This window comes from Salimicrobium flavidum, from assembly GCF_900156645.1.
GTDB lineage: Bacteria > Bacillota > Bacilli > Bacillales > Halobacillaceae > Salimicrobium > Salimicrobium flavidum.
This window is the reverse complement of sequence record NZ_FTOC01000003.1, coordinates 323,581-350,177: the sequence shown is the minus strand read 5'-3', so window position 1 is coordinate 350,177 and position 26,597 is coordinate 323,581. Positions and strand designations below refer to the sequence as shown.

General features: G+C 46.2%; 28 protein-coding genes. 9 read left to right on the top strand and 19 right to left on the bottom strand.

Going from position 1 to position 26,597, the window contains the following annotated elements; all coding sequences use genetic code 11:
* Positions 1–15: 15 nt before the first annotated feature.
* From menH to BW944_RS06705, 3 genes are read right to left on the bottom strand one after another with little or no spacing between them, the layout of a single operon-like run.
* On the bottom strand, positions 16–807 hold the full coding sequence (menH, locus tag BW944_RS06715) for a 2-succinyl-6-hydroxy-2,4-cyclohexadiene-1-carboxylate synthase (protein ID WP_076558011.1): 792 nt from the start codon (positions 805–807) through the stop codon (positions 16–18).
* Positions 788–2,533 (bottom strand): 2-succinyl-5-enolpyruvyl-6-hydroxy-3-cyclohexene-1-carboxylic-acid synthase, encoded by a 1,746-nt coding sequence (gene menD / locus BW944_RS06710; protein WP_076558010.1) that lies wholly within the window; start codon positions 2,531–2,533, stop codon positions 788–790. Before menD ends, menH begins: the two co-directional genes overlap by 20 nt.
* On the bottom strand, positions 2,530–3,924 hold the full coding sequence (locus tag BW944_RS06705; protein WP_076558007.1) for an isochorismate synthase: 1,395 nt from the start codon (positions 3,922–3,924) through the stop codon (positions 2,530–2,532). Before BW944_RS06705 ends, menD begins: the two co-directional genes overlap by 4 nt.
* A gap of 254 nt (positions 3,925–4,178) precedes the next feature.
* Here BW944_RS06705 and BW944_RS06700 point away from each other — a divergent pair, with 254 nt between their 5' ends.
* From BW944_RS06700 to BW944_RS06690, 3 genes are all read left to right on the top strand, one after another.
* Positions 4,179–5,123 carry a 1,4-dihydroxy-2-naphthoate polyprenyltransferase gene (locus tag BW944_RS06700; protein ID WP_076558004.1) on the top strand — a complete coding sequence of 315 codons (945 nt, stop codon included), beginning with the start codon at positions 4,179–4,181 and terminating at the stop codon, positions 5,121–5,123.
* 109 nt (positions 5,124–5,232) lie between these two features.
* Positions 5,233–5,619 carry a hotdog fold thioesterase gene (locus BW944_RS06695; RefSeq protein ID WP_076558001.1) on the top strand — a complete coding sequence of 129 codons (387 nt, stop codon included), beginning with the start codon at positions 5,233–5,235 and terminating at the stop codon, positions 5,617–5,619.
* Positions 5,620–5,639: 20 nt separating this feature from the next.
* The gene (locus BW944_RS06690; RefSeq protein WP_076557999.1) at positions 5,640–6,002 is read left to right on the top strand and encodes a TraR/DksA C4-type zinc finger protein; all 363 of its coding nucleotides are present in this window, start codon (positions 5,640–5,642) and stop codon (positions 6,000–6,002) included.
* 95 nt (positions 6,003–6,097) lie between these two features.
* Here the strand turns inward: BW944_RS06690 and BW944_RS06685 are convergent, their stop codons facing one another.
* From BW944_RS06685 to yugI, 5 genes are all read right to left on the bottom strand, one after another.
* Positions 6,098–7,084: an alpha/beta hydrolase gene (locus BW944_RS06685; protein ID WP_076557996.1), complete on the bottom strand. Its 987-nt coding sequence runs from the start codon at positions 7,082–7,084 to the stop codon at positions 6,098–6,100.
* Positions 7,085–7,358: 274 nt separating this feature from the next.
* Positions 7,359–8,420 (bottom strand): M20/M25/M40 family metallo-hydrolase, encoded by a 1,062-nt coding sequence (locus BW944_RS06680; protein ID WP_076557994.1) that lies wholly within the window; start codon positions 8,418–8,420, stop codon positions 7,359–7,361.
* Positions 8,421–8,939: 519 nt separating this feature from the next.
* Positions 8,940–10,280 (bottom strand): glucose-6-phosphate isomerase, encoded by a 1,341-nt coding sequence (locus BW944_RS06675; RefSeq protein ID WP_076557991.1) that lies wholly within the window; start codon positions 10,278–10,280, stop codon positions 8,940–8,942.
* Positions 10,281–10,581: 301 nt separating this feature from the next.
* Positions 10,582–11,748, bottom strand: a complete 1,167-nt coding sequence (locus tag BW944_RS06670) for an iron-containing alcohol dehydrogenase (protein ID WP_076557988.1) — start codon at positions 11,746–11,748, stop codon at positions 10,582–10,584.
* 511 nt (positions 11,749–12,259) lie between these two features.
* Positions 12,260–12,649 (bottom strand): S1 domain-containing post-transcriptional regulator GSP13, encoded by a 390-nt coding sequence (gene yugI / locus BW944_RS06665; RefSeq protein WP_076557985.1) that lies wholly within the window; start codon positions 12,647–12,649, stop codon positions 12,260–12,262.
* A 310-nt stretch (positions 12,650–12,959) separates the two neighbouring features.
* Between yugI and BW944_RS06660 the strand changes: the two genes are divergently transcribed.
* The gene (locus BW944_RS06660) at positions 12,960–14,138 is read left to right on the top strand and encodes a MalY/PatB family protein (protein ID WP_076557983.1); all 1,179 of its coding nucleotides are present in this window, start codon (positions 12,960–12,962) and stop codon (positions 14,136–14,138) included.
* Between the two features lie 78 nt (positions 14,139–14,216).
* On the opposite strand, the gene BW944_RS06655 is transcribed toward BW944_RS06660, so the two are convergent.
* A complete protein-coding gene (locus BW944_RS06655; RefSeq protein ID WP_076557981.1) occupies positions 14,217–14,399 on the bottom strand; it encodes a hypothetical protein in 183 nt (60 codons plus the stop codon).
* Between the two features lie 101 nt (positions 14,400–14,500).
* Between BW944_RS06655 and BW944_RS06650 the strand changes: the two genes are divergently transcribed.
* Positions 14,501–14,881 carry a kinase-associated lipoprotein KapB gene (locus BW944_RS06650; RefSeq protein WP_076557979.1) on the top strand — a complete coding sequence of 127 codons (381 nt, stop codon included), beginning with the start codon at positions 14,501–14,503 and terminating at the stop codon, positions 14,879–14,881.
* Positions 14,882–14,980: 99 nt separating this feature from the next.
* On the opposite strand, the gene BW944_RS06645 is transcribed toward BW944_RS06650, so the two are convergent.
* On the bottom strand, positions 14,981–16,159 hold the full coding sequence (locus BW944_RS06645) for a cation:proton antiporter (RefSeq protein WP_076557977.1): 1,179 nt from the start codon (positions 16,157–16,159) through the stop codon (positions 14,981–14,983).
* Between the two features lie 3 nt (positions 16,160–16,162).
* Positions 16,163–16,654 carry a cation:proton antiporter regulatory subunit gene (locus tag BW944_RS06640; protein WP_076557975.1) on the bottom strand — a complete coding sequence of 164 codons (492 nt, stop codon included), beginning with the start codon at positions 16,652–16,654 and terminating at the stop codon, positions 16,163–16,165.
* A gap of 161 nt (positions 16,655–16,815) precedes the next feature.
* On the opposite strand from BW944_RS06640, the gene deoD reads away from it, so the two are divergent.
* Both deoD and BW944_RS06630 read left to right on the top strand, forming a co-directional pair.
* The gene (deoD, locus tag BW944_RS06635) at positions 16,816–17,526 is read left to right on the top strand and encodes a purine-nucleoside phosphorylase (protein WP_076557973.1); all 711 of its coding nucleotides are present in this window, start codon (positions 16,816–16,818) and stop codon (positions 17,524–17,526) included.
* A 93-nt stretch (positions 17,527–17,619) separates the two neighbouring features.
* Positions 17,620–18,096 (top strand): divergent PAP2 family protein, encoded by a 477-nt coding sequence (locus BW944_RS06630; protein ID WP_076558096.1) that lies wholly within the window; start codon positions 17,620–17,622, stop codon positions 18,094–18,096.
* 245 nt (positions 18,097–18,341) lie between these two features.
* Here the strand turns inward: BW944_RS06630 and BW944_RS06620 are convergent, their stop codons facing one another.
* Together BW944_RS06620 and BW944_RS06615 are read right to left on the bottom strand one after the other, a co-directional pair.
* Complete coding sequence (locus BW944_RS06620; RefSeq protein WP_076557969.1) at positions 18,342–18,659, bottom strand: YuiB family protein; 318 nt, start codon at positions 18,657–18,659, stop codon at positions 18,342–18,344.
* A gap of 342 nt (positions 18,660–19,001) precedes the next feature.
* Positions 19,002–20,222, bottom strand: coding sequence for an NAD(P)/FAD-dependent oxidoreductase (locus BW944_RS06615; RefSeq protein WP_076558094.1), 1,221 nt, complete (start codon positions 20,220–20,222; stop codon positions 19,002–19,004).
* Between the two features lie 246 nt (positions 20,223–20,468).
* Here BW944_RS06615 and BW944_RS06610 point away from each other — a divergent pair, with 246 nt between their 5' ends.
* Complete coding sequence (locus tag BW944_RS06610; protein ID WP_076557967.1) at positions 20,469–21,458, top strand: NAD(P)/FAD-dependent oxidoreductase; 990 nt, start codon at positions 20,469–20,471, stop codon at positions 21,456–21,458.
* A 99-nt stretch (positions 21,459–21,557) separates the two neighbouring features.
* Here the strand turns inward: BW944_RS06610 and BW944_RS06605 are convergent, their stop codons facing one another.
* The 5 genes from BW944_RS06605 to BW944_RS06580 form a co-directional block, all read right to left on the bottom strand.
* A complete protein-coding gene (locus tag BW944_RS06605) occupies positions 21,558–22,490 on the bottom strand; it encodes an Ltp family lipoprotein (protein WP_076557964.1) in 933 nt (310 codons plus the stop codon).
* 620 nt (positions 22,491–23,110) lie between these two features.
* The gene (locus tag BW944_RS06600) at positions 23,111–23,680 is read right to left on the bottom strand and encodes a nucleotidyltransferase (protein ID WP_076557962.1); all 570 of its coding nucleotides are present in this window, start codon (positions 23,678–23,680) and stop codon (positions 23,111–23,113) included.
* Between the two features lie 509 nt (positions 23,681–24,189).
* Positions 24,190–24,552 carry a HesB/IscA family protein gene (locus BW944_RS06590; protein WP_076557957.1) on the bottom strand — a complete coding sequence of 121 codons (363 nt, stop codon included), beginning with the start codon at positions 24,550–24,552 and terminating at the stop codon, positions 24,190–24,192.
* A 58-nt stretch (positions 24,553–24,610) separates the two neighbouring features.
* Positions 24,611–24,847: a YuzB family protein gene (locus BW944_RS06585; RefSeq protein WP_076557955.1), complete on the bottom strand. Its 237-nt coding sequence runs from the start codon at positions 24,845–24,847 to the stop codon at positions 24,611–24,613.
* Between the two features lies 1 nt (position 24,848).
* A complete protein-coding gene (locus BW944_RS06580; protein WP_076557953.1) occupies positions 24,849–25,169 on the bottom strand; it encodes a YuzD family protein in 321 nt (106 codons plus the stop codon).
* A 144-nt stretch (positions 25,170–25,313) separates the two neighbouring features.
* Here BW944_RS06580 and BW944_RS06575 point away from each other — a divergent pair, with 144 nt between their 5' ends.
* The gene (locus BW944_RS06575; protein WP_076557951.1) at positions 25,314–25,535 is read left to right on the top strand and encodes a NifU family protein; all 222 of its coding nucleotides are present in this window, start codon (positions 25,314–25,316) and stop codon (positions 25,533–25,535) included.
* A 49-nt stretch (positions 25,536–25,584) separates the two neighbouring features.
* Here the strand turns inward: BW944_RS06575 and BW944_RS06570 are convergent, their stop codons facing one another.
* Positions 25,585–26,544, bottom strand: coding sequence for a 2-hydroxyacid dehydrogenase (locus tag BW944_RS06570; protein WP_076557949.1), 960 nt, complete (start codon positions 26,542–26,544; stop codon positions 25,585–25,587).
* Positions 26,545–26,597 lie beyond the last annotated feature (53 nt).

The window sequence follows — 26,597 nt, the reverse complement described above, 5'->3', positions numbered from 1 at the left end:
AAACTTCCTTAAGAATTATATCATGAATCTACGTATGATTTCAGAGAAAATGTCCGGTTTTTCCAAGTGGGGGATGTGACCGGCTCCCTCTATCTCATGCATCTCAGCTCGAGCGAAACCTTTCTCCATTTCCCGGTTGATCTTTACATACTTCCCATCTTCCCCTCCGACGATAAGACAAACAGGGAGACCGATATCTCTCAGATGCCTCCAAAGTGACGGCTGCGTACCCGTCCCCATCCCTTGCAGGGAATGGGTGAGTCCGGTCGGGTCGTTATAGAGACGTTGCTTACGAAGAGATTGTCGCCTGTGAAAAGGGAGCGAGCGGACCGTTTCGAAAAGAGGAAGGTCTTCCCATCTATTCGTGAACCCTTCTATCCCTTCGTTTTCCAGAAGGGCACTTACTTTTTCATCCTTCTTGATTCTTTCCTGTCTCTCCTCCTCCGTTTTAAGACCGGGCGAGGCACTTTCTAATATCAATCGATCTACCATCTCCGGATGATGCAGAGCGAAATAGAGGGCTGTTCTCCCTCCCATGGAATAACCGAGAAGAGATAACTTCGGAAGCTGCAACTTTTCAAAAATCACCTTCAGATCCTCTGCAACCTCTTCCATGGAAACGACACCGACATCCCCCGTCTTCCCATGACCGGGCAGATCGACAAGTATCAGACGGAAATCCGGGAAGGCCCGTTTCGTTTCTTTCCATATGGCGGTGCTGCCAGTGAACCCGTGCAGGAAACAAAGGGGAGGTCCTTTTCCTTCATCCTCGACCCAATACTCACGGTTACGTGCGGTGAGATACATGTTCTCCCACCTTCTTCACGATTCGCTCATCCAGACGATTCCATTTGTCCCGGTGATTATCGACATGATCTTCTCTCGATACGACAGCTTCCACGACCGACAGCCCTTTCTCTGTCATCGCTGCTGCCACCGCTTCAGTGAAAGCGTCTCTTCGCTTCACTTTGCGGTGGGAGCCTCCGTACATCTTGACCGCAGCCCCGAGGTCGATATCAAGCGGCGTGCCGAACAAGGCTTCATAATGTTCCGTCTGTCCGGCTTGTGGAAGATAGGAAAAGATTCCTCCCCCGTTGTTATTGATGACAATGACCGTCAAATCGAGCTCATACTGTTTCACAGCCAGCAGTCCATTCATATCATGGAAAAAAGAAACGTCCCCCGTCAGCAGTGTCACTTTGCGTCCGGAAGCGGCCAGGCCTGCAGCCGTCGAAGTCACACCATCGATCCCGTTCGCTCCCCGATTGGCGAAAATGGAGAGATCATTTCCGGTCACCGGGAAAAACGTGTCCACATCACGGATGGGCATGCTGTTTCCAACAAACAGAATCGAATCCTTCTCAAGCAGAGAAGCTAATTCGTGCACAGCGTCCCCTTCATATAGCGTCTCCTCTCCTTTTTCGAACATGATCTCTGCTGCTGTTTCGTCGAAAAGTTTCAATTCGTTCTTCCAACTTGTGTCCGGCGCTTCAACATAGGGGATCAGTTCTTTACAGAAGGACACAGGGTCAGTCCATATGAATTCGCCAGGGATGCCGGAAGGGTCTCGATAACTTACATCGTGATCGACGATGAACATCTCTGTATCGTCGGCACGTCGCACCCATTTCAAGTAAGCTTTCGATACAGGCATAGCTCCGAACCTTAAGACATAATCCGCTTCCCTGAGCAACTCGTTGAAAGAATCAGAGCGAAGTAGAGAATCATAGTGGGTAATGATAGCATCTTTCGAAGAACCCCATCCACGCAATTGCGACAGCGGGTCAGCGAACACTGGAGCATCAAGCGATTCTGCAAGTTTCCCGATCCACCCCGCAAGTTCAGGATCGGTCTGCGGCCCACAGACGATGAGTCCTTTCTCTTTGTTCCTGAGAAGCTTAGCATAATATTCGAGCTGATCCTCATCGAGAGTTCGACGGCCGCGTGTAAACGGCGGAAAGGTGGTTTCATTCCTCCATAACCCGCTCAGCGTAAAGTCGGGCATGAGTGGTTCCCGGAGAGGAAAATTCAGCTGTACCGGACCCGGCTGACTGCTCAAAGCTTCTGACACGGAGCGGGCCGCCTGTCTTCTCGCATATATCTCTCTGTCCGCTTCCGGTATCATCATGTCATGGAACCATTTCGTATAATTCCCGTACATATCGATCTGATCGATCGCCTGTGGCGCACCGACATCCCTCAGTTCATGGGGACGATCCGCCGTAAGCAGAATGAGCGGGACTCTGCTGTAGTATGCCTCGATGACGGCAGGATAATAGTTGGCGGCTGCTGTTCCGGATGTGCAAATAAGAGCGACCGGTTCCTGTTTTTCTTTCGCCAGACCGACGGCAAAAAATCCAGCGGACCTTTCGTCCAGCTGGACCCAGTGCGTTATATCCTCAGATTCCGCTGCAGTTACAGCCAGCGGAGTGGAACGGGACCCCGGGGAAATGACGGCATGGCTTACCCCGGATAATGCAAGTTGGTCGATGAAATGAGTGACGTATCTTGACAGGTCTTCTGTGTAGCTCATTCTTCCCCTCCTAAAACAGCTAGCATCGGCTTCAATTTCACTTTCGTTTCCTCATACTCCGCTTCAGGCTGCGAATCCTTCACAACGCCGCAACCGGCGAACAGGGAGGCTTTGTTGCCACGAATGAGCGCGGAGCGGATCGCTACAGCGAATTCTCCGTTCCGACCGCCATCTATCCAACCGATCGGACCGGCATACCAGCCGCGATTCATCAGTTCATGATTTTCAATATAGTCGACGGCCTGTTGCTGCGGCAATCCTCCGAGTGCAGGTGTAGGATGAAGATCTTTGACCACATCAAGAAGAGAAAACCCTTCCTTCAACGACGCTCTCACTGGCGTATATAAATGCTGCAGATTCCTCAGTTTATAGAGCAAAGGGGTCTCAGGGATATCGACATCCTGAGCGTATGTCTCCACTGCCCCCCGGATCATCTGCACGACGAAGTCATGCTCCAGGCGGTTCTTATGATCACCGAGAAGCTCACAACCCAGTCTTTCATCCTCCTCTTCGCTATCTCCTCGGGGAGTCGTTCCTGCCAGACACGCGGAGAAGAGCTCATCATTCTCAACTTTAACCAACCTCTCCGGAGTCGCTCCGACAAAATAGGCTCCCTTATGTTCAAAGGCGAAAACGTAACTCGAATTCTGCATCGAGGAAAGGTCCTGAAGTACTTTGGTGATAGAAGCAGCTGAATCGAAAGTCAGTCGAACCTCTCTCGCGAGTACAACTTTAGAAAGGGTTCCATCTGCGAGTTTCTCTGTGGCTTCAGCAATTGTCCGCTTCCACTCTTCCGGTCTCACTTCTTCTATTTTTTCAAGATGAACGGGAGCATGTTCATCACTATAGGAAGTGCAGAGCTTTCTTTTATCTTCTTCCGACTTCTGAATGACCGCTTCTATATCATCATCAGGATGGATAAGCAGGTTCGTCGTCAGAAAAGAGCCTGCTTCATCGCTTGTCAGCAAAAATTCAGGGATGGTCATATTGCTGTTAGGGAACTCCTCCCATGGTTCTTCCGCTGTGGAATCGGGACGAAACCCGAATCCTCCGAGAGCAACGGTACCTGTGCCCTTCTTGTCATAGGGGTTCCATTGCCGGACATTGTTTCTCCATTCGGAGAGTTCTTTATCTGTTTCCTGAAAACGACCCTGGCCTTCTTTTGATATACTTATCGCGCTTCCGATACCGACGAGCGTGAAGTCTTCTTCAGCGCTCTTCCAGAAATGACGGTGTTCATCTATTCGTTTGCCCTGGTCGAAAAATGATAAAGGGTCCACCCCTTCAATTTTTTCTGTTGCGCTCATAAGAAGGGATAGGTTCTTCCCTACCGCTTCTTCATGTACCTTCCGCAATTTATCTTCTATATGAAAAGTCTTCACTTGTAACATAGTTTTCCTCCTATCCCTCGGGGACAGCTTGGCATATCTTCTTCTATTTTATTCCCTTTTAACATATGACTCAAGAAATCTGTTGACAAACTGCCAAAAAATATGAAATCACTTGCGTCTTATCAGCTTTCCTCGGTTTCAGAACGTCTAAACAAGGCACCTTCCCCTTTATCTCTGACTCAATTACATAGATTGACACCACTATACTGTTTGCCTAAACTTAGAATGACATCAAAATAAAGGAGAGAAGCTTCATGAGTACTGGATCAACAAACGACATACGGGCTTCTCTGAATGAGCGGGGCGGGTTCCATGTATGGTGGAGACTGCTCAGGCCCCATACACTGACTGCGTCCTTCGTTCCGGTTTTCGTCGGAACGATGTTCGCCGTAATCCATCAGAGCGGAACCATCGCATTCGGACTTTTCCTTGCCATGCTGATGGCTTCTATACTCATTCAGGCAGCAACGAATATGTTCAACGAATACTACGATTACGTCCGTGGACTCGACACGGAAGACTCCGTCGGAATAGGCGGAACGATTGTACGGGATGGCATAAGACCTAATACGGTATTATATCTTGCTTTATCATTTTTCGCCATTGCTGTCCTGCTCGGTGTGTACATCTGTATGCTCACCACATGGTGGATCGCCCTCATCGGTTCCGCATCGATGCTCATCGGGTATTTGTATACAGGTGGACCACTCCCTATCGCCTATACCCCTTTTGGGGAGCTCGTAGCCGGATTTTTCATGGGTCCGGTCATTATCGGCATCGCCTATTACATCCAGACCGGGGTATTCACTGGAGAAGTCTTCGCTATTTCCATCCCTGTCGCTATTTGCATTGGTGCGATTATGATGGCGAACAACATCCGCGATCGTGTGGGAGATAAGGAGAACGGCAGAAAAACTTTAGCGATTATCCTCGGTCATGAAGGTGCGGTCGCATTTTTGGCTGTCAATTTCATCGCTGTCTATGTATTGACTATTCTGTATATTCTCACAGGACTATTGCCCTGGTGGTCGCTCCTTGCTCTTATCAGTATCGTGCATGCCCAGAGAGCAGTGCGCAGTTTTTCCGGCAAAAAAACACCCGTCGATATGATGCCCGCTATGAAAGGCACCGCTCAGACAAACACCTTTTATGGAATGCTGCTCGGGATATCATTGCTTATATCCGCTATTTTGGGATAATGGAGAAGGATGAGGGGAACCCCATCCTTCTTTTACATAAGGAGGGACCCCGTTCATTCTTTACGTTTCATCAGAAGAAATACGGGAAAACTGGAAAGGGATGATGTAGATGAAAGAGATGTTAGAGAATACGTTAATGGAAACACTAGGGATAGAACTCCTACAGGCGGACCCTGAGGAAGTGAAGATGTCCATGCCCGTCGATACCCGTACCCACCAACCGATGGGATTTCTTCATGGGGGAGCCAATGTCGCTCTGGCAGAATCGGCGGCAAGCATCGGTGGCTTTCTTAACATCGATCCGGATCAGCAGCAGGTATTCGGAATAGAAATCAATGCCAACCATATCAAAAGCAAGCGAAATGGCGTCGTATATGCTACCGCTACTCCTATTCATCTGGGAAGCCGTACGATGGTCTGGTCGATAGAAATCGCCGATGAAAATGGAAATTCCTTATCCGTGTCCCGCTGCACTCTAGGAGTCGTCCCCCGCTAGAATGACAAGGAGGTAATGTTATGCTATCTGAAGAACAACTGCAATATTTCAAAAATAAACTGCTTGAAATGCAAGAGGAAGCTGAACAAGAAATGGAACGTCACCACGAAGGGTATGAGAACGGAGAATACTCCAAAGATAATACAGGGGACATCTCCTCCGTTCAGGATCACCCGGCTGATTCAGGGACGGAAATGCATGAACAGGCGAAAGAACAGACCCTTTATGAAGCAGCACGGGAAAGAAGCATTGATGCTGAGAAAGCCCTCGAGAAAATCGAGAATGGTACGTACGGGAAAAGTGAAATATCAGGAAAAGACATTCCGATTGAAAGACTCGAAGCGATGCCTACAGCACGTTACCGTGTAGATGAAGTGGAATAAACGTTCATAATTGAAATAAGGGAGGGGTTCCAAAGTATATCCGGAAACCCCTCCCTTTTGTTATGAACGGAACTACGTCCGTCCTCTCGTAGCCTTCACCTTTCCCCCGCCCACTCTTCAATTATTTGAAATACGTTCTCATCATAGAGGATTCCAAAATGGGACAATCCTTCCACCAGACGTACATGCGACTGGTCATGCTCCGCAAAAACCTCCTGATAATAATACGAGTTGAAAGACTCATCTTCACTCCCTGCCAGAACGAGTGTGTCTTCGTTCATAGAAGTGATATCTCCCTTATAGTCATCTCTCGGGTGCATCGAGATCTGCATACGGTAACTGTATGCGAGTGTCTCTGTTCCGTCACGATATTCATTCGGCATATTGAACGAAATTACTTCTTTGTCATTCAGATGAGTGATACCGACATTGTTAAGCATCGACAGTCCGATCATCCGTTGCACATTCACATTCGCCCAGCCGCTCTCCTCACTATTATTCGTCGGTGCTTCGTGATGGATATAAGGCGCGAGCAACAAATAACCATCGACAGCTTCTGGCGAATATTCCCCTCCCGCCATTCGTATCACTGTCCCGCCGCCGCTTGAGTGGCCGCCAAGGATGAGAGGTTGCTCCGGATGCATTCCCTTAATCATCTGAATGAACTCATGCATATCCCGCTCCAACTGCCCGACATACTTGACATCCCCCCGCTTGTCCACACTTTCCCCGTGCCCTCTGAAGTCAGGAGTGAAAACCGTCGCGACACCTTCGTCCGCCAAGTTTCTCGCCAGCGTTTCCAAATAGTCGCTGTGATAGCCTGAACCGTGTAACAGTATAAGCGTCCGTTCTGCGTCCGATTCATAATGACGATAATGCAACTCCGTCCCATCCACTGCTTCGTATTTCTTCAAAGGTGAAGGGGAAGATTCTGTCGTTTCCAGTCTTTCGAAATTCAGATTATCCCTATCTCCTGAAGGTTTTTTCACTTCACTGAAAAATACGAACCCATATGCCAGACCGAGATAAATGACAACAGAAGTGAGTCCGAAAATCACCAGGATTCTGAGTGTTTTTTTCACAAGTGACTCCCCCTTCAAAATTTCGAAAACCCTTTACAGCCAGGGAAAACGGTCCTTTGCATCAATTATTTCAAAATATTAATAATTTTACAAATATTCATTTTAAAAGGATGCAAAACCAATTTATGATTTCGCATCCCAGATCTTCTTCAGTTTTATTTTAATCTCTACGGGAGGGAAGCTTGCCGCGGGTATGACACAGGCGTCTCCACCCTTCATTCCTAAAATCGACAATAGGTTTTAACAGGGCTTTTATATAAAAAATCTTCCTTATTTACGCCAGATCAAGCGGGTTCAGACTTTCATCTCCGTTCAGGTTTTTAATGAATGTTACCAGAAGTTCGATGCACTCTTCGATATCGTCGACACTCGCCGTTTCGACCGGAGAATGCATATACCTAAGCGGCAACGACACAAGGCTTACAGGCACCCCTTTTCCGGTAAGGCGCATGCGATCGGCATCGGTCCCTGTCGCTCTGGAAGTAAGCTCATACTGAAGGGAAATGTTCTTCTCTCCAGCGGCATGTTCGAGCATCTGATTGATATTTCTGTTGATCGGGGCACCTTTGGCCAGTACCGGACCTTTTTCGAGTTCCACCTCTCCATATTTACTTTTATCCACACCGGGATAATCCGTAGCGAACGTGACATCACACGCGATAGCCATCGTGGGTTCGACCCCTGCTGCAGCAAAGTAAGCACCGCCCATATTCGTTTCTTCATTCACGGTACTAGCGGCATAGACACCTACGTTGATCTCCTCTTTATGAAGCCTGCGGATCACTTCCCCGACGATGAATTGACCCGTTCTGTTATCAAGGCCTCGACCTGAGATATACCGGTCCATCATGACTTCGGGTGTTCTGCGGTACACGGCAAGGTCACCGATCTGCACGTATTCAGCCACTTCTTCTTTCGATCTGGCTCCACAGTCGATGAATAAGTCGCTCAGGTCAAAATCTCCTTTCAATCCCCCGTGGTGCTGTGCGTTGACTCCAATCACTCCTGAAAGATCACCTTTTGAGCCAAGGATATCCACTTTCATTCCGACAGCCGCTTTCGGGTTCACTCCTCCCATCTTATCTACATATATGTACCCCTGTTCGTCAATCCTGTTCACCACAAGCGCAATTTCATCACAATGGCCGGCCAGCATCACTTTCGTCTCAGCTTCCGGGTTTTTCACCGCAATAACGTTGCCGGAATCATCTGTCTGTATCTCATCCGCATATTTCTTCATCTCTTCCATCCATTTACGCTGGATGGGCATTTCATAACTGGAGGGAGACGCTGTGTTCAGCAGTTCCATCAGGAAATCCGTATTTTTTTCAGTCATAGACAATCTCTCCTTTTTATGTACAAAATCACACTTGCTAGTGGATGCATTTCTTCTCTATCATAGCAAGATTCCCACCATTAGCAAAACGTTATCCCGCTCTACTGCTCCCGCTCTGTTATCGTTATTGTTGATTTTCGTCCCTTCGGGTGGAAGCTTGCCGCGGGCATGACGCAAACTTCCGGAACCTCCCTCCGTTCGATGCCGGTGATTTTTCGTTCAGGCGTCTCCACCCTTCGTTTTGAAATCAACAACAGACTTTACCAGAGACGTTCATGCAAAGATATTTGCACCATGATACATGAAAATTTTCGGGCTCTGTTAGTATTTGAGTTTGATAGGGTGAATATAGAGAAAGGCAGGCGGCGACTCCGACGGGAACTCGGGTAGCTGCAGACCCCGCAGGGAAACGAGGAGGCTGAAGCATTGCCTCTGGATAAGCGTCCGCCTGAATATTTATTTTCAGGGTAGCCATATATAAAAATGCTTGCACCCTAAGAGGTACAAGCATTTATCTTCTTATAGTCTTTTTTCCAGTTCTTTTTTCTCCGCTTCGAATCCAGGTTTCCCGAGAAGCGCGAACATATTCTTCTTGTAAGCTTCGACACCCGGCTGGTCAAACGGATTGACACCGAGAATGTATCCGCTGATCGCACAGGCTTTTTCGAAAAAGTATACGAGATACCCGAACGTGTAGGCATCCATTTTAGGAATGTGGACGATCAGGTTAGGCACACCCCCGTCTGTGTGGGCGAGCATCGTTCCCTGATAAGCTTTTTCATTAACTTCGGAAATCGTTTTTCCTGCAAGGTAGTTCAATCCATCGAGGTCATTCTCTTCCGCTTCAATCGTATAATCCGTCTTCGGAGATTCTACGTGCAAGACGGTTTCAAACAGGTCTCTGCGACCATCCTGGATGAACTGACCCATGGAGTGAAGGTCTGTCGAGAAGTTTGCGGAAGCAGGGAAAATACCTTTCTGGTCTTTTCCTTCGCTCTCCCCGTAAAGCTGTTTCCACCACTCGGAGAAATACTGCAGTCCCGGTTCGTAATTGACGAGCATTTCAATCGATTTGCCTTTGTTATAAAAAATGTTACGTACAGCTGCATACTGATAGGCAGGGTTGTCTTCAAGCTTGTCTCCTGAAAGCTCATCCTGCGCTTTACGCGCACCTTTCATCATTTCATCAATAGGAATACCGGCAGCCGCTATCGGTAGAAGCCCTACCGCTGTAAGTACAGAGTAACGTCCTCCGACATCGTCCGGTACGACGAAGCTTTCATAACCTTCTTCATCTGCCAGCGTTTTCAGCGCGCCTTTTTCTTTGTCCGTCGTAGCATAAATCCGTTTCGTCGCTTCCTCCGCTCCATATTTGTCTTCGAGGAACTTGCGGAAAATACGGAAAGCGATCGCGGGTTCTGTCGTTGTACCGCTCTTGGAGATGACATTGATCGATACATCTTTGTCTTTGATCAGCTCCAGAAGATCGTTGATGTAGGAAGAACTTATGTTATTCCCTACGAAAAACACTTGCGGTGTATCACGTTGATCCAGTTCATTATAGAAACTGTGCTGAAGCATTTCGATCGCTGCCCGGGCACCGAGATAAGAACCTCCGATACCGATTACGAGCAGTACGTCCGAATCTGATTTGATTTTACCAGCGGACTTTTCAATACGGTCGAACTCTTTCTTATCATAGTTCTCGGGAAGATCGAGCCAACCGAGAAAGTCGCTTCCTGCGCCGCTACCTTCATGCAGAGCGCGATGAGCAAGAGATATGGCATCCTGCATATATCCGACTTCATGTTCTCCCATAAATTCAAGAGCTTTGTCATAATCAAAACGTACGTGTGTCATGCAATTCCCTCCCGATCGTCATTATGCTTTCACTAATTTACTTTACAGAATCAAAGGAACTAAATCAAGCGAACAATTTAAGCAAGCGCTTTCTTAAAAGAAAAGTGAAAGCTTCCGTTCAGAAGCTATGGGCTAAGCAGAATGATCAGACGAAAAGTGCCTTTTCCTTTCTCTGATTAGACTACTTAGAACACGAGCTTCTGGATGACGGAGCTGAACAAAAAAGTGGAAGCTTTCGCTCTAAAAGCTAGAGCCAAAAAAAACCGGCAGGAATAACCCTGCCGGTTCTAATTGATCAGTATTACTTGGAAAGCTCAAGAATGCGGAATACGTCCTGTTCCTGCAGCTTAGAGAAGTTACCGAATGGTCCACGATTCATCGATTTTTCAACGATCGAATCGAAGCTATCCTCCGTTATTTCATAATCAGCAAGGGTTTCCGGTGCTCCGAGGGAGTTCCAGAACTTCCGTAGCGCTTCTGCACCTTCAAGCCCCAATTCTTTATCGTCCTTGCCTTCAGGGTCCGCACCGAACACTTTCACAGCGAAACGGGCGAATCTTTCCGTTTGTACATTGATGTTATATTCCATCCAGTTCGGGAACAGGATAGCGAGTCCGCCGGCATGAGGAATATCATGGACAGCGGAAACAGAGTGTTCGATGTTATGGGAGGCCCAGTCGCCTTTATACCCCATCTGCATCATGCCGTTCAATCCGAGCGTCCCTGCATACATAATCGTTTCACGGTGCTGATAATTGGACAGATCCTCAAGAAGCTTCGGCGCCGTATCGATGATGACACGCAGTACTCCTTCGATCATCTCATCCTGCACAGGCGAAGGTGTCTCTTCGTGGAAATACTGCTCCATCAGGTGAGTCATCATGTCCACGATACCATAGACCGTCTGATCTTTCGGAACACTGACTGTGTTTTGTGGATCGAGTATAGAAAACGTCGGGTTGGTATAAGGAGGGTACCCCCAGCCATACTTCTCGTTCGTTTCCCAGTTTGTGATCACAGAGCCAGCGTTCATCTCGCTGGCAGTAGCCGCCATAGTAAGTACGGTTCCAAACGGAAGAGCATCCTGAGGAAATGCTTTTTTCGTCACAAAATCCCAGGCATCTCCATCGTACTTCGCTCCGGTTGCGATAGTCTTGACTGCGTCGATGACACTGCCGCCACCGACAGCAAGAATGAAATCAATATCATTCTCCACACAGAGATCTACGCCCTTATGAACGGTCGTCAATTTCGGATTCGGCTCCACTCCGGAGAGTTCAGTCACCGTCATCCCTTTTTTATTCAACTGTTCTAATACGTGATCATATATACCATTTTTCTTTATACTTCCACCACCGTATACGAGCAGTACGTTCCGTGTGCCCTCCGGTATATGCTCAGGAAGCGTTTCAACTTGATCCTTACCGAAAATGAGTTTCGTCGGATTATGAAAAACAAATGACTTCATGTATTATTCCTCCTTCTTCGTTCGTTTACAGTATGACGAAGATGATAGAGTTTCTCAAAACATATGCATATGTCCACAATAACTTATATCGACTTCAAACAAATAGACTGTGTTATCGTTTATTGTTGATTTCTATTTCTACGGGTGGAAGCTTGCCGCGGGCATGACGGAAACTTCCGGAATCTCTCTATGGTCGATCCCGGTGACTTTTAAGTTCATGCTATTCCCGCAGGCGTCTCCACCCTTCGTCTTTAAAATCAACATCCGGCTTAAACAGAGACGTTCATGTAAAGTCCTTTGCACCATGTTCTATGAAAATTTCGGGCTCTGTTAATGATTCGTGTTGTTAGGATAAATGTAGAGAAAGGCGGCGACTCCGACGGGAACTCGGGTAGCTGAAGACCCCGCAGAGAAACGAGGAGGCTGAAGCATTGCCTCTGGATAAGCGTCCGCCTGAATATTTATTTTCAGGGTAGCCAAACAAATAAAAAAGCCTGGGGAGTCCCCAGACTTAGTTACGATATTTTTCACGATCGTCCGACTGCTTGATCCAGTCTTCAAGTTTGTCTTTCAACGAATTGAAACCGGACTGATCCTCTTTAGGAGCATAAGACGCTTGCTGTTGTTTATTGTTCTGTTTAGGAGCACGCTTTGGAGCTTCCTGAGTAGCACGGATGGAAAGAGAATACTTATTCTTCGCTTCATCGATGCTAAGGATTTTAACCTGAACTTCGTCTCCTTCGGAAAGGTGCTCATTGATATCTTTGACGAAACCATGAGTAACCTCAGAAATGTGCACGAGACCCTGCACTTGATCATCAAGGGCAACGAACGCACCGTATGGCTGAATTCCAGTAACTTTACCTTGTACTACTTGACCTTCTTCAAACTTCTCTGACATACTATACAACTCCTGATATTATTTATTGTTCGTATCTTTTTACGCAATTATTGATTATAGCACATGCTTTCTCATTATTCAAAAACAGTTTTATGAATTTTTTTCGAAAAAAGATGTTTCATCAGTGAAAATTGCGGATATATTATATTATGTAAGACTTTCTCGTATTCCCCCTGTGTTAGCAAAGCGATACATTGTTGTCGCTTTGCTTTTTTTTGTGTGTTTTTTTACTTGAAAAAGCCCCGATAGTTAACAAACTCTTCTATTTTCCGTTAAGATATACATATATATTAGGAATGAGGTGAAGAGAATGACGAATTTCAAAGAGGTAATTGAACGTAAGGGTACGCGCTCTGTGAAATGGGATTTCGCAGACAAACTTTTCAAAAATGAAGATATCCTGCCTATGTGGGTAGCGGACATGGATTTCCAGGTCCCGGATGCTGTCACTACTGCCCTTCAAAACAGGGTCTCCCACGGTATTTTCGGCTACACGTTGCCGGATGAGGATGTAAAAAATACGATTACCTCCTGGGTGAAGAACCACTACGACTACGAGATTGAGAAGGACTGGATATTTTACAGTCCGGGTGTCGTTCCAAGCTTACATATGCTTGTCCAGGCCCTATCCGAAATAGGCGATAACGTTCTGATCCAGACGCCTGTCTATCCTCCGTTTTACAGTGTCATCAAAAATCACGGGAGACACATTATCAAAAATGAGCTCACTTTCGACGGAGAACGCTATGACATCGACTTTGAAGACTTTGAACAAAAAATAAAAGATAACAACGTCACCCTGTTCATCCTTTGCAGTCCCCACAACCCTGTCGGAAGGGTATGGACAGAAGACGAACTGAAAAAAATGGCCGATATCTGCCTGAAGTATGATGTCACTATCCTTTCCGATGAAATCCATGCCGATCTGGTGCTCGGAAACAACAAACACTTTTCGATCGCTTCCTTATCTGAGGATATCGATGACGCTACCGTCACCTGTTATTCTCCGACGAAAACATTCAACCTTGCGGGGCTTCAGGCTTCCTATGTAGTGGCAAAGGATAAGGACAAACGGAAACGGCTGGAACGTCAATTCCACGGTCAGGGAATCAATATGCTGAACACGCTTGGCCTCACAGCACTTGAAGCCGCTTATAAGGACGGGGAACAGTGGCTTATCGACCTCCGCGAGATACTTGCCGAAAACGTGGCCTATGTCCGTGATCGTCTTCATAAGGAGACGGATACGATCAAAGTGATCGAACCGGAGGGCACTTATCTCCTTTGGCTCGACTGCCGTAAGCTCGGTCTCGAACATGAAGAGCTGAAAACCTTCATGCAGAATGAAGCGAAAGTCGGAATGAACGATGGCGCTTCTTTTGGTGAAGAAGGAAAAGGGTTCATGCGAATGAATATAGCCGCTCCGAAAGAAACGATCGAAGCAGGAGTAGAACGGCTCATCCAAGCAGTGAATAAGCGAGAAGCATAAGTATAAACGTTAAATATTCCATCAAAAAAGACGAAGCATCAGAGAAAACCTCTGATGCTTCATCTATCAGGAATAAACCTACTCTTTTTCATAATAATGAGGGTCCTCTTTCAAATGCTCCGGCAAGGAATCCTCTTCATTTTTTGAAGCTTTCATAAATATATAGACAGTAGCCACTGCTGCTCCCATGAATAATATGAGCATCAGTACTGCAGGGATGTATTCCGCTGCATCCTGGGGGAAATATAGAAAATCCATCATAACGTACCACGCTCCTCCCCTCTATTGTAACAAAGAATGGACGGTTGCTGCAGGGAATATGTTATTATTTCATTAGGATAGCTAAGGAGGTTGAAGCAATCATGGAAGATATAAAATCAGGCGACACGGTAAAAGCATTCTATAAGACAGGCACATACATAGGGCAAGTAAGAGAAGACCGCGGATCTAAATTTCTGGTGGAAGTCCTCGCCGTCCACACGCACCCGGCCCAGGGCGATCTACACAATCCCGGACAGACAGAAGAAGTGTTTTTCCATCAGCGAAAAGCTCTGGCACATCACGAGAAAGCGAACGTGGACAAAAAAGCTGTCCATCCGTATGAGGATGAAGTTCCGAACTACAAGGAATCCCTACGTCAGTCAGTTCGTCATTTCAAAGAAAAACTGATGCGCCGCGACACGGAATTCAACCAAAAAGCGCTCCGACAGCTCGAAGACCTCGAAAAACAGTACTTCAAATAGCATAGCGCAGCCATTCGGGTAGCAACGCTGGCACAAGAAGGAACAAAAAGAGATATCTTAGGAGAGCACTTCTCCAGGATATCTCTTTTTTTGAACGATTTATCCTCCGGGAACGCGAAGGTCCTTCTTTTTCTTCACGGGTTTCCCGTAGACCATGTTGGTAAGTCTGGAGGCCTGTTCAAATAGCACCATTCCTATAAAAGCGGCAGCTACAATATATATTCCGCTGAAAACCTTAAGGGAGCCGGCAGCAACACCGGCGATAACCACAGAGAATTCTCCTCGCGAACACATCGATAATCCCCCTCGAAGAGAAGCGCGCCTGGAAAGCCCGTACATCGGACCCCCGATGACACCAAGAAGAATTTTAGCAAGAACCGACCATACCAATACTGTAACGAGCAGACCGGCCATGGGCACCCCATTGCCTAACTCTACGGTAGTACCGAAATAAACGAAGAACGTAGGCAGGAGTAAGTCCCTCATCGGGAAAACCGTCTGCTCCACTTTTTCGATTCTACCGATTTCAGCAAGCATCATCCCTGCGAGAAACGCACCGAGCACTTCGGATAATCCCATATATAAAGCCAGCCCGCCATAGGAAACGGCGATACCCATCAATAGAATTATTTTGAAATCCTGATCGGAGATACGATCGAGAAAAATCTCGAACCTTTTGAAAACCGTCTTCCCAAGAATGATAGCTCCAAGCGTCAATAATGAAATTTTCCCTATAAGTATTCCGAAAGCCCCCGCTGTGAACTCCTCCCCTGTACTCATACCGACGAGAACGGCCACGACAATCGGAGCTACGACGTCTTCGAAAATAAGGATAGCGAGCATGAATTCCGTTTCCGCGTTCGCCATCCTTTCTCTGTCATCCAACAGTTTCGCTGTAATCGAGGAACTGGTCGCATAAGCGATCCCTCCGACGAGAAGGCTCGAGAACAGATCAAGTCCGAAGCCGAGAGCTATGAGCATCGTGACTCCGAGGCTCAAAAATACATCAAGTAATCCTGAAGGCCATATTTTTTTGGCGATGCCCCCGAGTCTGTTCACATTGAACTCGAGACCGAGCAGAAAGAACAAGAGTACGATTCCTATCTCCCCGGCAAAATATAGAAGTTCGTTGTCTACAAGAATGTCCGCCAGTACAATCCCGAGTAATATGTAAAGGATGACGCCCGGCAGCTTGATTTTGATACTTAAAAATCCTAGATAAAAAATTGCCAGCAGTAGTAATCCAGCTCCTAACAAGGATGGAATGTCTGCATGCACAGGTTATCCTTCCTCTCCTTGGCACATTGACTGCAACATATCGATCTGTTCCTGTTTGCCAATAGCCATCAGTACAATCCCCGGGGTCAGATGCTGATCAGCTTCCGGAATAGCGATCGTCTCATCTCCCTGCACGATTCCTATGATCGTAGCTCCGGTACGTCTTCTGATGCCTGACTCCTGGATCGTCTTACCGGCGAGCACCGATTCCTCTTTAAGTTCAAGCCAGTCGATGACGATCTGATTTTTGAACATTTTCAGCTTATCCGCACTTACCGGCTGGTACGTAGCACCAAGGAACTGTGCCCCTAACTCACGCGTCTCGTCCGCCGTCAAATCTATAGCAAAATCAGCCTCTTCATTATCAGCGTCATCAAACAGGTATAGTTCCCTTTTCCCCGTATGGTGAACAATAAGCACTATTTGACTATTTTCTGCCGTTTTGAAACTGATTTTCTGCCCAATACCCGGCAGTTGTGAAACTGAAATATCCACACTTACGCCTCCTTATCGATGTTGAAAATAGCTTCAATCACCAATTTTCGAATTTCATTTATCAACACTATTGTATCAGCACCTGTAGTGTCAGTCATTTGTTTTATTGAAAACGTTATGATAATTTAATAAGAGAATGAGGATTAAAGGAGGAGTTACTAATGACAACGCATATTGGAGCTAACAAAGGCGATATCGCCGATAAGATACTACTACCGGGAGACCCGCTCCGCGCGAAGTACATAGCAGAGAACTTTCTTGAAGATGCCGTCTGCTACAACGAAGTCCGCGGTATGTACGGCTACACCGGTACATACAAAGGGGAAAGAGTCTCTGTCCAGGGAACCGGTATGGGCGTACCATCCATCTCTATTTACGTAAATGAGCTCATGGACGCTTATGACGTACAGAAGCTTGTACGCGTAGGTTCCTGTGGTGCTATCCAGAAGGATGTGAATGTCCGTGACGTCATTCTTGCAAACACTTCTTCCACGGATTCAAGCATGAACCGTTCTACTTTCGACAACGTAGACTTCGCTCCAAGCGCTGATTTCAACCTGTTGAAAAACGCTTATGACATCGGGGAGAAAAAAGGGATGAACCTGCACGTCGGCAACGTATTCACGAGTGATCAGTTCTACCGTGACAATGCGAAAGAGTTCACACAGAAACTTGCAGACTACAATGTGCTCGCTATTGAAATGGAAACGACAGCTCTTTACACACTTGCTGCGAAATACAATCGTCAGGCACTTTCCGTTCTGACCGTCAGTGACCATATTCTTACCGGAGAAGAGACAACCTCCGAAGAACGTCAATCGACATTTACAGACATGATGGAAATCGCTCTGGACGCAGTTATCCAGGACTAATTAAAAAGCCTCCTCATTGCAGGAGGCTTTTGTTTTACAGTATAATACCATTACATAATAAAAGTTTCTATTCAGAAAGGCTGACAGATGTCTATGGAAATATTCCAGAACTTTCCACTCTGGGCAGCGCTTCTTGCTATTTTTTCAGCCCAGGGGATAAAAATACCCATCTCCTTTATTGCTTCCAGAAAAATTGACGGCACCCTCGCTTTTTCTACCGGAGGCATGCCTTCGAGCCATTCAGCAGCCGTCACAGCATTATCGACAGGTATAGGGATAGAACAGGGTTTCGGCTCTCCGTTATTTGCGCTTGCCGCCGTTTTTGCTATCATCGTCATGTTCGATTCCACCGGGGTACGCAGACAATCCGGAGAACAGGCGATCATGCTGAATATACTGATGAACGACTTCCAACGTTTCGTCGAACAGGCGAGAGGTTGGGGCACAAAGGAAGAATTCGAGAAGCGTGAAGAAATCAAAGAGATGCTCGGACACCAGCCTGTCGAAGTTTTCGTCGGAGGGGTTTTCGGAGTTGTGCTCACTTTTTTCGTTCATTATCTCCTATTTTAAAAGCTACCCTGAAAATTATTCCTCGGAGGATTTATTTTCAGGGTAGCTTTTTATATTGAATCCGTCATCGTTCATCGTTGATTTCCTCCCTACGGGTGGAAGCTTGCCGCGGGCATGATGTAAACTTCCTCTGGTCGATTCCGGCGATTTTCCGTTCATGCTCACCCCACAGCACTTTAAAAGACGCACAGCAGGCATAAAGTGAAATTTCTCCATAAGAAAAAGCATCTGAAGACTCAGACGCTTTAGAACATTTGATATCCGTTTTTTCGTAACAGTCGAATGATGATGCCTGCAGCTACCGTTCCAGCGAATCCACTCACCAGGATGATAATATCAAAAACGCTCAAAGATAACAGGGAGGCCCACGCGTCACTGATCGCACCCACAGGTTCCCGGAAATAACGGTTCAAAGGAAAATCATCAACAATAAGAAAAACGATCGCCGGGTACACGAATAGCATGAACCAGGACATCCGTAAAATCATGTTAAGTAAAAACGATATACCGAAAAACAATACAAAAAACAGTAATATGGAGACCGCGAACTGTACAATATCCAATACTCTTCCCCCTACTCTCACTCCGATACAAGCTATATTGTAGTATGGTAAACAAAAAAGCGCAAGCGCCCTGGTCAGCCTTTTCAGCATAAGCAGAGCGCCTGCAGGAAGATGCTTTTCTTCCCAAGGTGCTCTGCTTATGTCGCAAAAGGCTGGGTGCTGAAGCCAGATTATAACATACAAAAAAGCGCAAGCGCTCGGACAGATACGACCCGCACAAGCAGAATGGCCGGAGAAAAGAGCTTTGCTTTTCCGAGGACGATAGCTTATGGCTTTGATGCCCCACCGTTTCCTATCCTAAAAAAAGCAAAGACCCTGAACATGGGTCTTTGCTCCGTTTCTTTATTTAAAGAAGTTCAGCTTACCTTTTTTAAGAACCAGGCCTACTCCGCCCAATTTAAGGAGGTAGCGGTTATCGATGATTTTCTTCATCGCAGTCGCAGACCAGCCGTAAATCTTCTTATCATCAAAGATGACGCCCATCGCATCGTTGTTTCCAAGTGAAGCTACTGTACCCTGAATATTCGGTGTGAACGGCTCAAGGTGATCATTCCCTTGAACGATACGCTTCATGTTTTCAGCAGTATGTTCTGCTTCCTGGATAGCAATCTGTGCTGTCGGAGGATACGGGCGCTCTGTTTCTTCGTTCATCACAAGCGCACAGTCTCCGACGATGAAGACATCGTCATACCCGTTCGGACGGAGATCTTCGCGTACAGGTGTACGACCACGGTTCGATTCGAAACCTGCATCTTCTACAAGTTTGTTTCCGCGTACACCGGCAGCCCATACTACAGTGTTCGTAGGAACTTCTTCAATCTCTTCATCCTGTTCGTACACCAATTTGTCAGCAGTGACCTCTTTAATCATAGCGCCGATTTTGAACTCAACACCGCGCGCCTCAAGAGAGTTCATCGCATATTCCACAAGCTCGGGATCGAAACCAGGTAGTGCTGTAGGTGCAGCTTCGACGTTGATGATACGCACGTTTTCACGCGGTACGTCGTATTCTTTACAAAGCTCAGGCACACGGTTGGCAAGTTCTCCGACGAACTCTATTCCAGTGAAACCTGCACCGCCTACTACAAGGTTGAGACGCTCCTGCTTCTTATCTTTTTCGTTGTTGTACTTGGCGAAGTTGTACTCGATATGCTGACGGATCAGGCGGGCACTGTTAATGTCGTTGATCGTGAATGCATTTTCAAGTAGTCCCTGGATACCGAAAGTAGCAGCTTCGAAACCGAGACCGATTACGAGGTAATCGTAAGAAAGTTCGCCGTTTTCAAGGGATACTTTCTTGTTTTCAGGATCGATTCCGGTGACCGCCTCCTGAACGAAGTTGATTTTGTTCGTGTCGATGACACTATTCACTTCCATTCTCGTGCGGTCATGGTGAAGCGTTCCGGCCGCATTTTCGTGCAACCACGTCGTCTGATAATGATAACTGTGTTTGTTGACGAGTGTAATATTTGCGTCGTCAGCGCTGAGTTTCTTCTGCAGCTTAGAGGCGGTCATGATGCCACCATAGCCGGCGCCCAAAATAACGATATTAGGTCTGTTCAATCCAATCACATCCATTTTTAGATTTTTAAAGTATACGTTTGTGACATTTTTCACACAGAAAGACATAAAAGTCTTCACCCGGAAAAAAAAGTGTCACGATTTCGTAATATCTCACAGGTAACATATTAGCTTTTTTTTCACTGTTTTTCAACCTTTCGCTTGCGATTCTTTCAATAATTATCTATTGTAATAATTGTGCTGAAGTATTAAAGAAGTGATTTTTCGTATATACAGGAGGTTCCCTATATGAGTAAAAAAGTTCATGATATTACGATAATCGGTGGTGGACCTGTTGGATTATTTACTGCCTTTTACGGAGGTATGCGCCAGGCGTCCGTCAATATAATCGAGAGTCTCCCTCATCTCGGCGGCCAGCTTACTGCGCTATACCCGGAAAAATATATTTTTGATGTAGCCGGTTTTCCGAAAGTGAGAGCCCAGGAGCTCGTCGACAATCTCACGGAACAGGCGATGGCTTTCGATCCCGACGTTACGCTTGGAGAAGCGGTCCAGACCGTGGTGAGACAGGAAGATGGTTCATTCAAACTCACGACGAACAAAGACGTCCACTACACGAAAACGATTATCATAACAGCGGGCAACGGTGCCTTTGAACCGAGAAAACTGAAGATAAAAGATACGGAGCGTTTTGAAGAAACGAACCTTCACTACCACGTGAACAACATGGAGCGGTTCCGTGGACACAATGTCATGATCTGTGGCGGCGGGGACTCAGCGGTCGACTGGGCACTGATGCTCGAACCGATCGCCAAACAGGTGACGCTTGTACACCGGAGAGCCAATTTCCGTGCTCACGAGCACAGTGTGGAACAGCTGGAGAATTCCAGCGTGCGAACTCTCACCCCGTTCACTCCCGAGAAACTCGTCGGTGATGAAACGATCAACCAGGTCGTATTGAAAGAAGTGAAGGGCGAGCAGGAAGAAACCGTTGATATCGATGATCTGATCGTCAACTACGGGTTCATCAGTTCTCTCGGCCCGATCAAGGAGTGGGAACTCGACATCGATAAGAACAGTATTGTCGTCAATCAGAAAATGGAGACGAATATCGAAGGTGTTTACGCTGCCGGTGACATCTGTACCTATCCCGGTAAAGTGAAACTGATCGCTTCCGGTTTCGGCGAAGGACCGACAGCGGTCAATAATGCGAAGAACTATATAGACCCGACTGCCCGAGTACAGCCGAAACATTCCACCAGCATGTTTTCCGGATAATTTCATTAAAAAAAATGCTTTCCAGCCAAAGGAAAGCATTTTTTTATGTGTAGGATACAAGCTCAAAATTTGGCAGGTAACTCTCTATCCCTCCGGCTTCTATAAACCTACTTCATTAACTGCGTATTCAGCCTGTTCTCTAGTGAACCCGGAGCCGCTGTCAGAGGAAAGTTGCTGAATGAGCCGGTCTCTGGAAAAGGACATAGTTTCCAGGTAGTTTTCTGCATCTTTTACGGCTTGTTCCTTCCAGTCAACATCCAGCTGATTCACCGCAAATTCGGCATCCTCCTGTGGATAACCGCTCCCTGCATCCGAGGATAACTGATCAATGAGCCCTTGCTTTGAAAATGCCGAAAACTCCAGATAACTTTCCGCTTCCTCCACGGCATTCTTCTGAGACATACTCATCGACTCACCTGAGCCATTACTGTCCCCGGAAGATGCATTCTCTGACTCTCCGTTATTTCCGAAATCAAGCTGATCGATAGCATATTGTGCCTGTTCCTCGGTGAATTGTTCGCCCGCTTCGGAGGTGAGTTGCTGTTTGAGTCCCTGTTCTGAGAAAGCACTCATATCCAAATAACTTTCAGCGCTGTCAACAGCCTGCTCGTTCCAATCGACCTCCAGCTGACTCACCGCAAATTCGGCATCCTCCTGTGGATAACCACTTCCATAATCAGAGGATAACTGATCGATGAGTCCCTGTTTTGAAAATGCCGAGAACTCCAGATAATTCTCTGCCTCCGCTACCGCATTCTTTTGAGAGGTCGTCATACTTTCCTCTGCTTCATCACTCTGCTCGGAAGCATTTACGTTTTCCTCTTCGTCGTTGCTTTTCTTTTCCGACTCCTCCGTGTTTGCCTCAGAATCACCTATCTCTTCACTGGAGACCTGCTCACTTTCCGTCGAGTCCTCTGCATCTTCGGCCGTTTCCTCACTGCCAAGGCTACCTCCGATCATGATTACTACAACGAGAACGATCCAGAACCACACTCTCTTGAAAAACGGTTTCTTTCCTTTTTTGCCAGCCATTCCATCCCTCCTCTATATTCTCATAACATGACAACTCCCTGCATTGCTTTCTCTACAAATGTTTTTCTCCGTAGTAAGCGGTGAGGACTCCTATATTTAAACCCTACCACATTTTCATGCCTTTGCAGGCAGGGATATCCGAATCCTTTACAAGGTATACAAATAATTGTAATTACACAAAAAACACCCTTGCATTCTCCATTTTTATGATTCTGTTATCGTTAACGGGTTAATAGATTTTTTAATATAAACGTCCTCATTCACTTTTACGGATACTTTCGAGCGTTTCTCTGGAAAATCCCATAAAAAATACGCCTTCAAACGAAATTTTTATTCGCTCGAAAGACGTATTGATGTTCGGTCCTTCCCAGATCGGGAATAACCGGATATGCAGTTTATCAGCAATCAGGGTCCGGTGTCCCTTTGGCTGAGCGTTGGCTCGACGGGTTTACTCATGTCATACGTCGATTGACAACATTTGCTTAGGTCGTTTTATCTCGACTTTATAGCGATGACTCCCGTTATACTAAGTCAATCCATCTTCGCACATGATCGAAAACTAAGGAGAGGGGTTTCACACATTTTCAGATAAAAAATAACCCCTTACAGAGTTACTATGGTTATTGCAGTTCCTCTATCCACTTTTCCAGTTCACTTTTTTCTCTAAAAGGACTAGCTTGGTTTCGTAAATATTCCAAATCAACTCTATCGAAATTTAAAGCGAGTAACTTAAACCCCCACTTCTTGTCTTCAGCCGAATTCCAAGCGGTAGTACCTCTTAAGCGATCTAATATAATATCTTCAATAGAAATAACGTACACAAAAATATCTTCGTCCACCTGAAGTTTAATAACCTTTTCTAAATCCCCAGCTAACTCATCATCTGGTATCTCGATAACAACCTCTAAATCATCCCTGTATAAATGACGTTGACTACTTTTATCAATTTTAAAATCTAAAGCCTTGAGTTTCTTGATTACTATATCTCTACCCACACTCACAAAGTCAATATCTCTTGTTGTATATTCTCTTTCAGTATAGATTTCCACCGATAAACCACCTACCACCACAGGCTTTACTCCGTCTTCTTCCAGGACCGAAGTAACTATACCTGCGACACTTAACATGGTGTTGAATTTATCTACAGGATCCAGTTTCGATAATGCTTTTTTAGCTTCATACAAGTCCATATACACTTATTCTCCCGTTAGATTATATTCTTCACTTATTTATGAAAGAATCTAATATCTTCACTTCCCCAGAGTCTTTAGGCCGGACTCTTCCCTTTTTGTATTCACTATCTTTATCTACTTTCTTCTCAAAATCTTCAATGACATTTTTAAAATTACGAGCATTTTTCTCTCTGTTGGCCCTTAATTGATTTAAAGTGAAAGTTCTCAATGTAAACACCTTTTCTATTGTTTGATTTATAGCCACTGCGTTACAAATAGAAGTTATAGTAGTTAACCTAATTATAACCTTGTCAAGTTACTTATATCAAGTGACACTCTCTTCCTACGGAAACATCTTATGAGCTAGTCTTTCCTGATTCCTCACGCCCATAATAGTTTAAAATCATTCGTTGCTATCTGCTTCGTAACCTATAAAAAATACGCCTTCAAACGAAATTTCCATTCGCTCGAAAGACGTATTGATGTTCGATCCTTCCCTGATCGGGAAGAACCGGTTATGCAGTTTATCAGCAATCAGGGTCCGGTGTCCCTTTGGCTGTAGCGGTTTGGAACGAAGAACCGCACCCGCAGGATACGATAGCGTTAGGATTTTCGATTGTGAATCCTCCGCCCATCATATTCTGTTTGAAGTCGATTTCCGTACCTTCAATAATCGCAGCGTCCTGGTTATTGATCACGACGTGCACTCCATCGTGTTCTTCCGTTATGTCAAGATCTTCATTGATGTTATCTTCAAAACCAAGTTTATAAGAAAGACCGCTGCATCCTCCGCCCTGGACACCAAAGCGCAAGTATTTATCCTGTGACTCTTCTTCCTGCAGCATTTCTTTGACTCTATAAATTGCAGCTTCCGTAAGTTTTAAAACCATTCGGAACCTCCCCTTTCTAATTTCAGTATATAGATTGAACGCCAATAGTTCAATCCATTCAAACCAGTTGTTCTTCCTCGAGATAAGCATATATTTTTTCAAGTAACTCTTTCGGGGAGTCGGCGAAAATCCGCTCCCCTTCCACGAGTGCGTAATTCTTGATGGCACAAAGGCCGCAATGATTCAGGCATCCTACTTCCTGAACGTCGAGATCAGGATCTTTTTCGAGTTGTTCCTTCACTTCCTGAGAGCCGTCTATAAGATTAGTTACACAAAATTCGATGAGAGGATTCAATCTATCCCTCCTGCTTTGTCAGACCACGTTTTTCCAGGTGACGATAGACGGATTTCAGCCGCGGTGTCCCTTCCCCGGCCACTTCCCCTTCTACAAGAACCAATGGATAAAACAGTTCATCTTCCATGATTTTTTCTATGAATTCATCTTCTTCCGCTTCAAATATATCAATATATCGATAAGAAATGTTGTCATTTCCGAATTTACGTCCGATCGCTGCCTGGAGCCATTCATACGTTTCTATCGAGCCCGGTGCGTTCACGCAACTCGCACAGCGCTCTCTCGCCCCATAAACAGTTACAGTCACGTTTCCCTCATTCATGAGCATTCGCCTCCTTCTCAGCTACTTTCATTTTACAAAATTCATGAAAAAAGATAAAATGATAATAGTTCTCATTCCATAAGTCACTCGTTCTTATTTTGTGTTAAAATAAAATTAAGAAGATCGAGAAAGGGGAAAGTTGATATGCAGGATCAAGTACAGGAAGTTCTCAATAAACTACGTCCATTCTTGCTTCGTGACGGAGGCGACGTGGAACTCGTAGATGTGGAAGATGGCATCGTCCGTCTGCGTCTTATGGGAGCATGCGGCAACTGCCCAAGTTCCACCATCACATTGAAAGCCGGAATCGAACGGGCTTTGAGCCAGGAAGTTCCGGGAATTTACGAAGTAGAGCAGGTATTCTAAACATATAAGTGTAAAAAGAGAAGGGCGCCCCCTTCTCTTTTTTTGTTCTTCAGGTAACCGGTGTGATCGGCTCCTCGCCGGATAAGACGCGTATACAATTATCGAGACAAAGCTGCATCATCCGGTATCTCGTTTCCACCGAAGACGAACCGATATGAGGTGTAGCCGTCACATTTTGCATCTGCAGGAGCGGGTGACTCGAGGAGATCGGCTCTTCCTCGAATACATCGAGTCCGCATCCTTTGATTTCCCCCTTTTCAAGCGCCTGGTAAAGAGCTTCTTCATCCACCGTCTTTCCGCGGGAGGTATTGATGAAGTATGCATCACGCTTCATCTTCCGGAACGTCTCCTCCCCGAATAAGTGACGCGTTTCTTCCGTAAATGGAGTCATACATACAACATAATCGGACTTTTCTAGCAGCTCGTCAAAAGAAACGTAACGCGCCCCGAGTTCTTCTTCCGCCTCCGTTTTTCTGGAGCGGTTATGGTAAAGGATGTCCATGGAGAAACCTTTGGCTCTTTGAGCTACCGCTTCCCCAATACGTCCCATCCCGACGATGCCCATCGTTTTATGATGGACGTCCGTCCCCGCAAGCTGCAGCGGGGACCACTGCTTCCACTTATCCTCTTTTATGTAGGCTTCTGCTTCAGTGATTCTTCTCGCGGTGTTAAGCATCAGAGCGAAAGTAAGGTCGGCCGTCGTCTCCGTTAGCACATCCGGCGTGTTCGTCACTGTGACCCCGTACTTTCTCGCAGCTTCCACATCGATATTATCGAAGCCCACGGCAAGGTTTGCGACGACCTTTGCGGAAGTCTCGCGGAAAAACTCTTCCCCTAATTTTTCACTCAACATCGGAATAAGGGCGTCCACCTCTTTCACCTGTGCAGAGAGTCGCTCCGCAGGGATCGGTTCATCCACCTCGTACATTTCAATATCCAATTTTCCGCGGTAAGGCTCTACCACTTCTTCCGGCAACGGTCTCGTAATGTATACTTTCGGCTTTTGCATCGTTATCGCCCCCGTTTCTGTAGGAGAGGACGTACGTCTCTCTCTTTGTTATA

Bases quoted from the DNA above. Each gene is read 5' to 3' on its own strand.
- BW944_RS06580 (WP_076557953.1), bottom strand. From the start codon at position 25,169: ATGAATGAGGGAAACGTGACTGTAACTGTTTATGGGGCGAGAGAGCGC.
- BW944_RS06670 (WP_076557988.1), bottom strand. From the start codon at position 11,748: ATGAAGTCATTTGTTTTTCATAATCCGACGAAACTCATTTTCGGTAAG.
- BW944_RS06590 (WP_076557957.1), bottom strand. From the start codon at position 24,552: ATGGTTTTAAAACTTACGGAAGCTGCAATTTATAGAGTCAAAGAAATG.
- BW944_RS06700 (WP_076558004.1), top strand. From the start codon at position 4,179: ATGAGTACTGGATCAACAAACGACATACGGGCTTCTCTGAATGAGCGG.
- BW944_RS06605 (WP_076557964.1), bottom strand. From the start codon at position 22,490: ATGGCTGGCAAAAAAGGAAAGAAACCGTTTTTCAAGAGAGTGTGGTTC.
- BW944_RS06610 (WP_076557967.1), top strand. From the start codon at position 20,469: ATGAGTAAAAAAGTTCATGATATTACGATAATCGGTGGTGGACCTGTT.
- deoD (WP_076557973.1), top strand. From the start codon at position 16,816: ATGACAACGCATATTGGAGCTAACAAAGGCGATATCGCCGATAAGATA.
- BW944_RS06575 (WP_076557951.1), top strand. From the start codon at position 25,314: ATGCAGGATCAAGTACAGGAAGTTCTCAATAAACTACGTCCATTCTTG.
- BW944_RS06680 (WP_076557994.1), bottom strand. From the start codon at position 8,420: ATGACTGAAAAAAATACGGATTTCCTGATGGAACTGCTGAACACAGCG.
- BW944_RS06705 (WP_076558007.1), bottom strand. From the start codon at position 3,924: ATGTTACAAGTGAAGACTTTTCATATAGAAGATAAATTGCGGAAGGTA.
- BW944_RS06600 (WP_076557962.1), bottom strand. From the start codon at position 23,680: ATGGACTTGTATGAAGCTAAAAAAGCATTATCGAAACTGGATCCTGTA.
- yugI (WP_076557985.1), bottom strand. From the start codon at position 12,649: ATGTCAGAGAAGTTTGAAGAAGGTCAAGTAGTACAAGGTAAAGTTACT.
- BW944_RS06650 (WP_076557979.1), top strand. From the start codon at position 14,501: ATGGAAGATATAAAATCAGGCGACACGGTAAAAGCATTCTATAAGACA.
- BW944_RS06695 (WP_076558001.1), top strand. From the start codon at position 5,233: ATGAAAGAGATGTTAGAGAATACGTTAATGGAAACACTAGGGATAGAA.
- BW944_RS06675 (WP_076557991.1), bottom strand. From the start codon at position 10,280: ATGACACACGTACGTTTTGATTATGACAAAGCTCTTGAATTTATGGGA.
- menH (WP_076558011.1), bottom strand. From the start codon at position 807: ATGTATCTCACCGCACGTAACCGTGAGTATTGGGTCGAGGATGAAGGA.
- BW944_RS06660 (WP_076557983.1), top strand. From the start codon at position 12,960: ATGACGAATTTCAAAGAGGTAATTGAACGTAAGGGTACGCGCTCTGTG.
- BW944_RS06570 (WP_076557949.1), bottom strand. From the start codon at position 26,544: ATGCAAAAGCCGAAAGTATACATTACGAGACCGTTGCCGGAAGAAGTG.
- BW944_RS06655 (WP_076557981.1), bottom strand. From the start codon at position 14,399: ATGATGGATTTTCTATATTTCCCCCAGGATGCAGCGGAATACATCCCT.
- menD (WP_076558010.1), bottom strand. From the start codon at position 2,533: ATGAGCTACACAGAAGACCTGTCAAGATACGTCACTCATTTCATCGAC.
- BW944_RS06630 (WP_076558096.1), top strand. From the start codon at position 17,620: ATGGAAATATTCCAGAACTTTCCACTCTGGGCAGCGCTTCTTGCTATT.
- BW944_RS06690 (WP_076557999.1), top strand. From the start codon at position 5,640: ATGCTATCTGAAGAACAACTGCAATATTTCAAAAATAAACTGCTTGAA.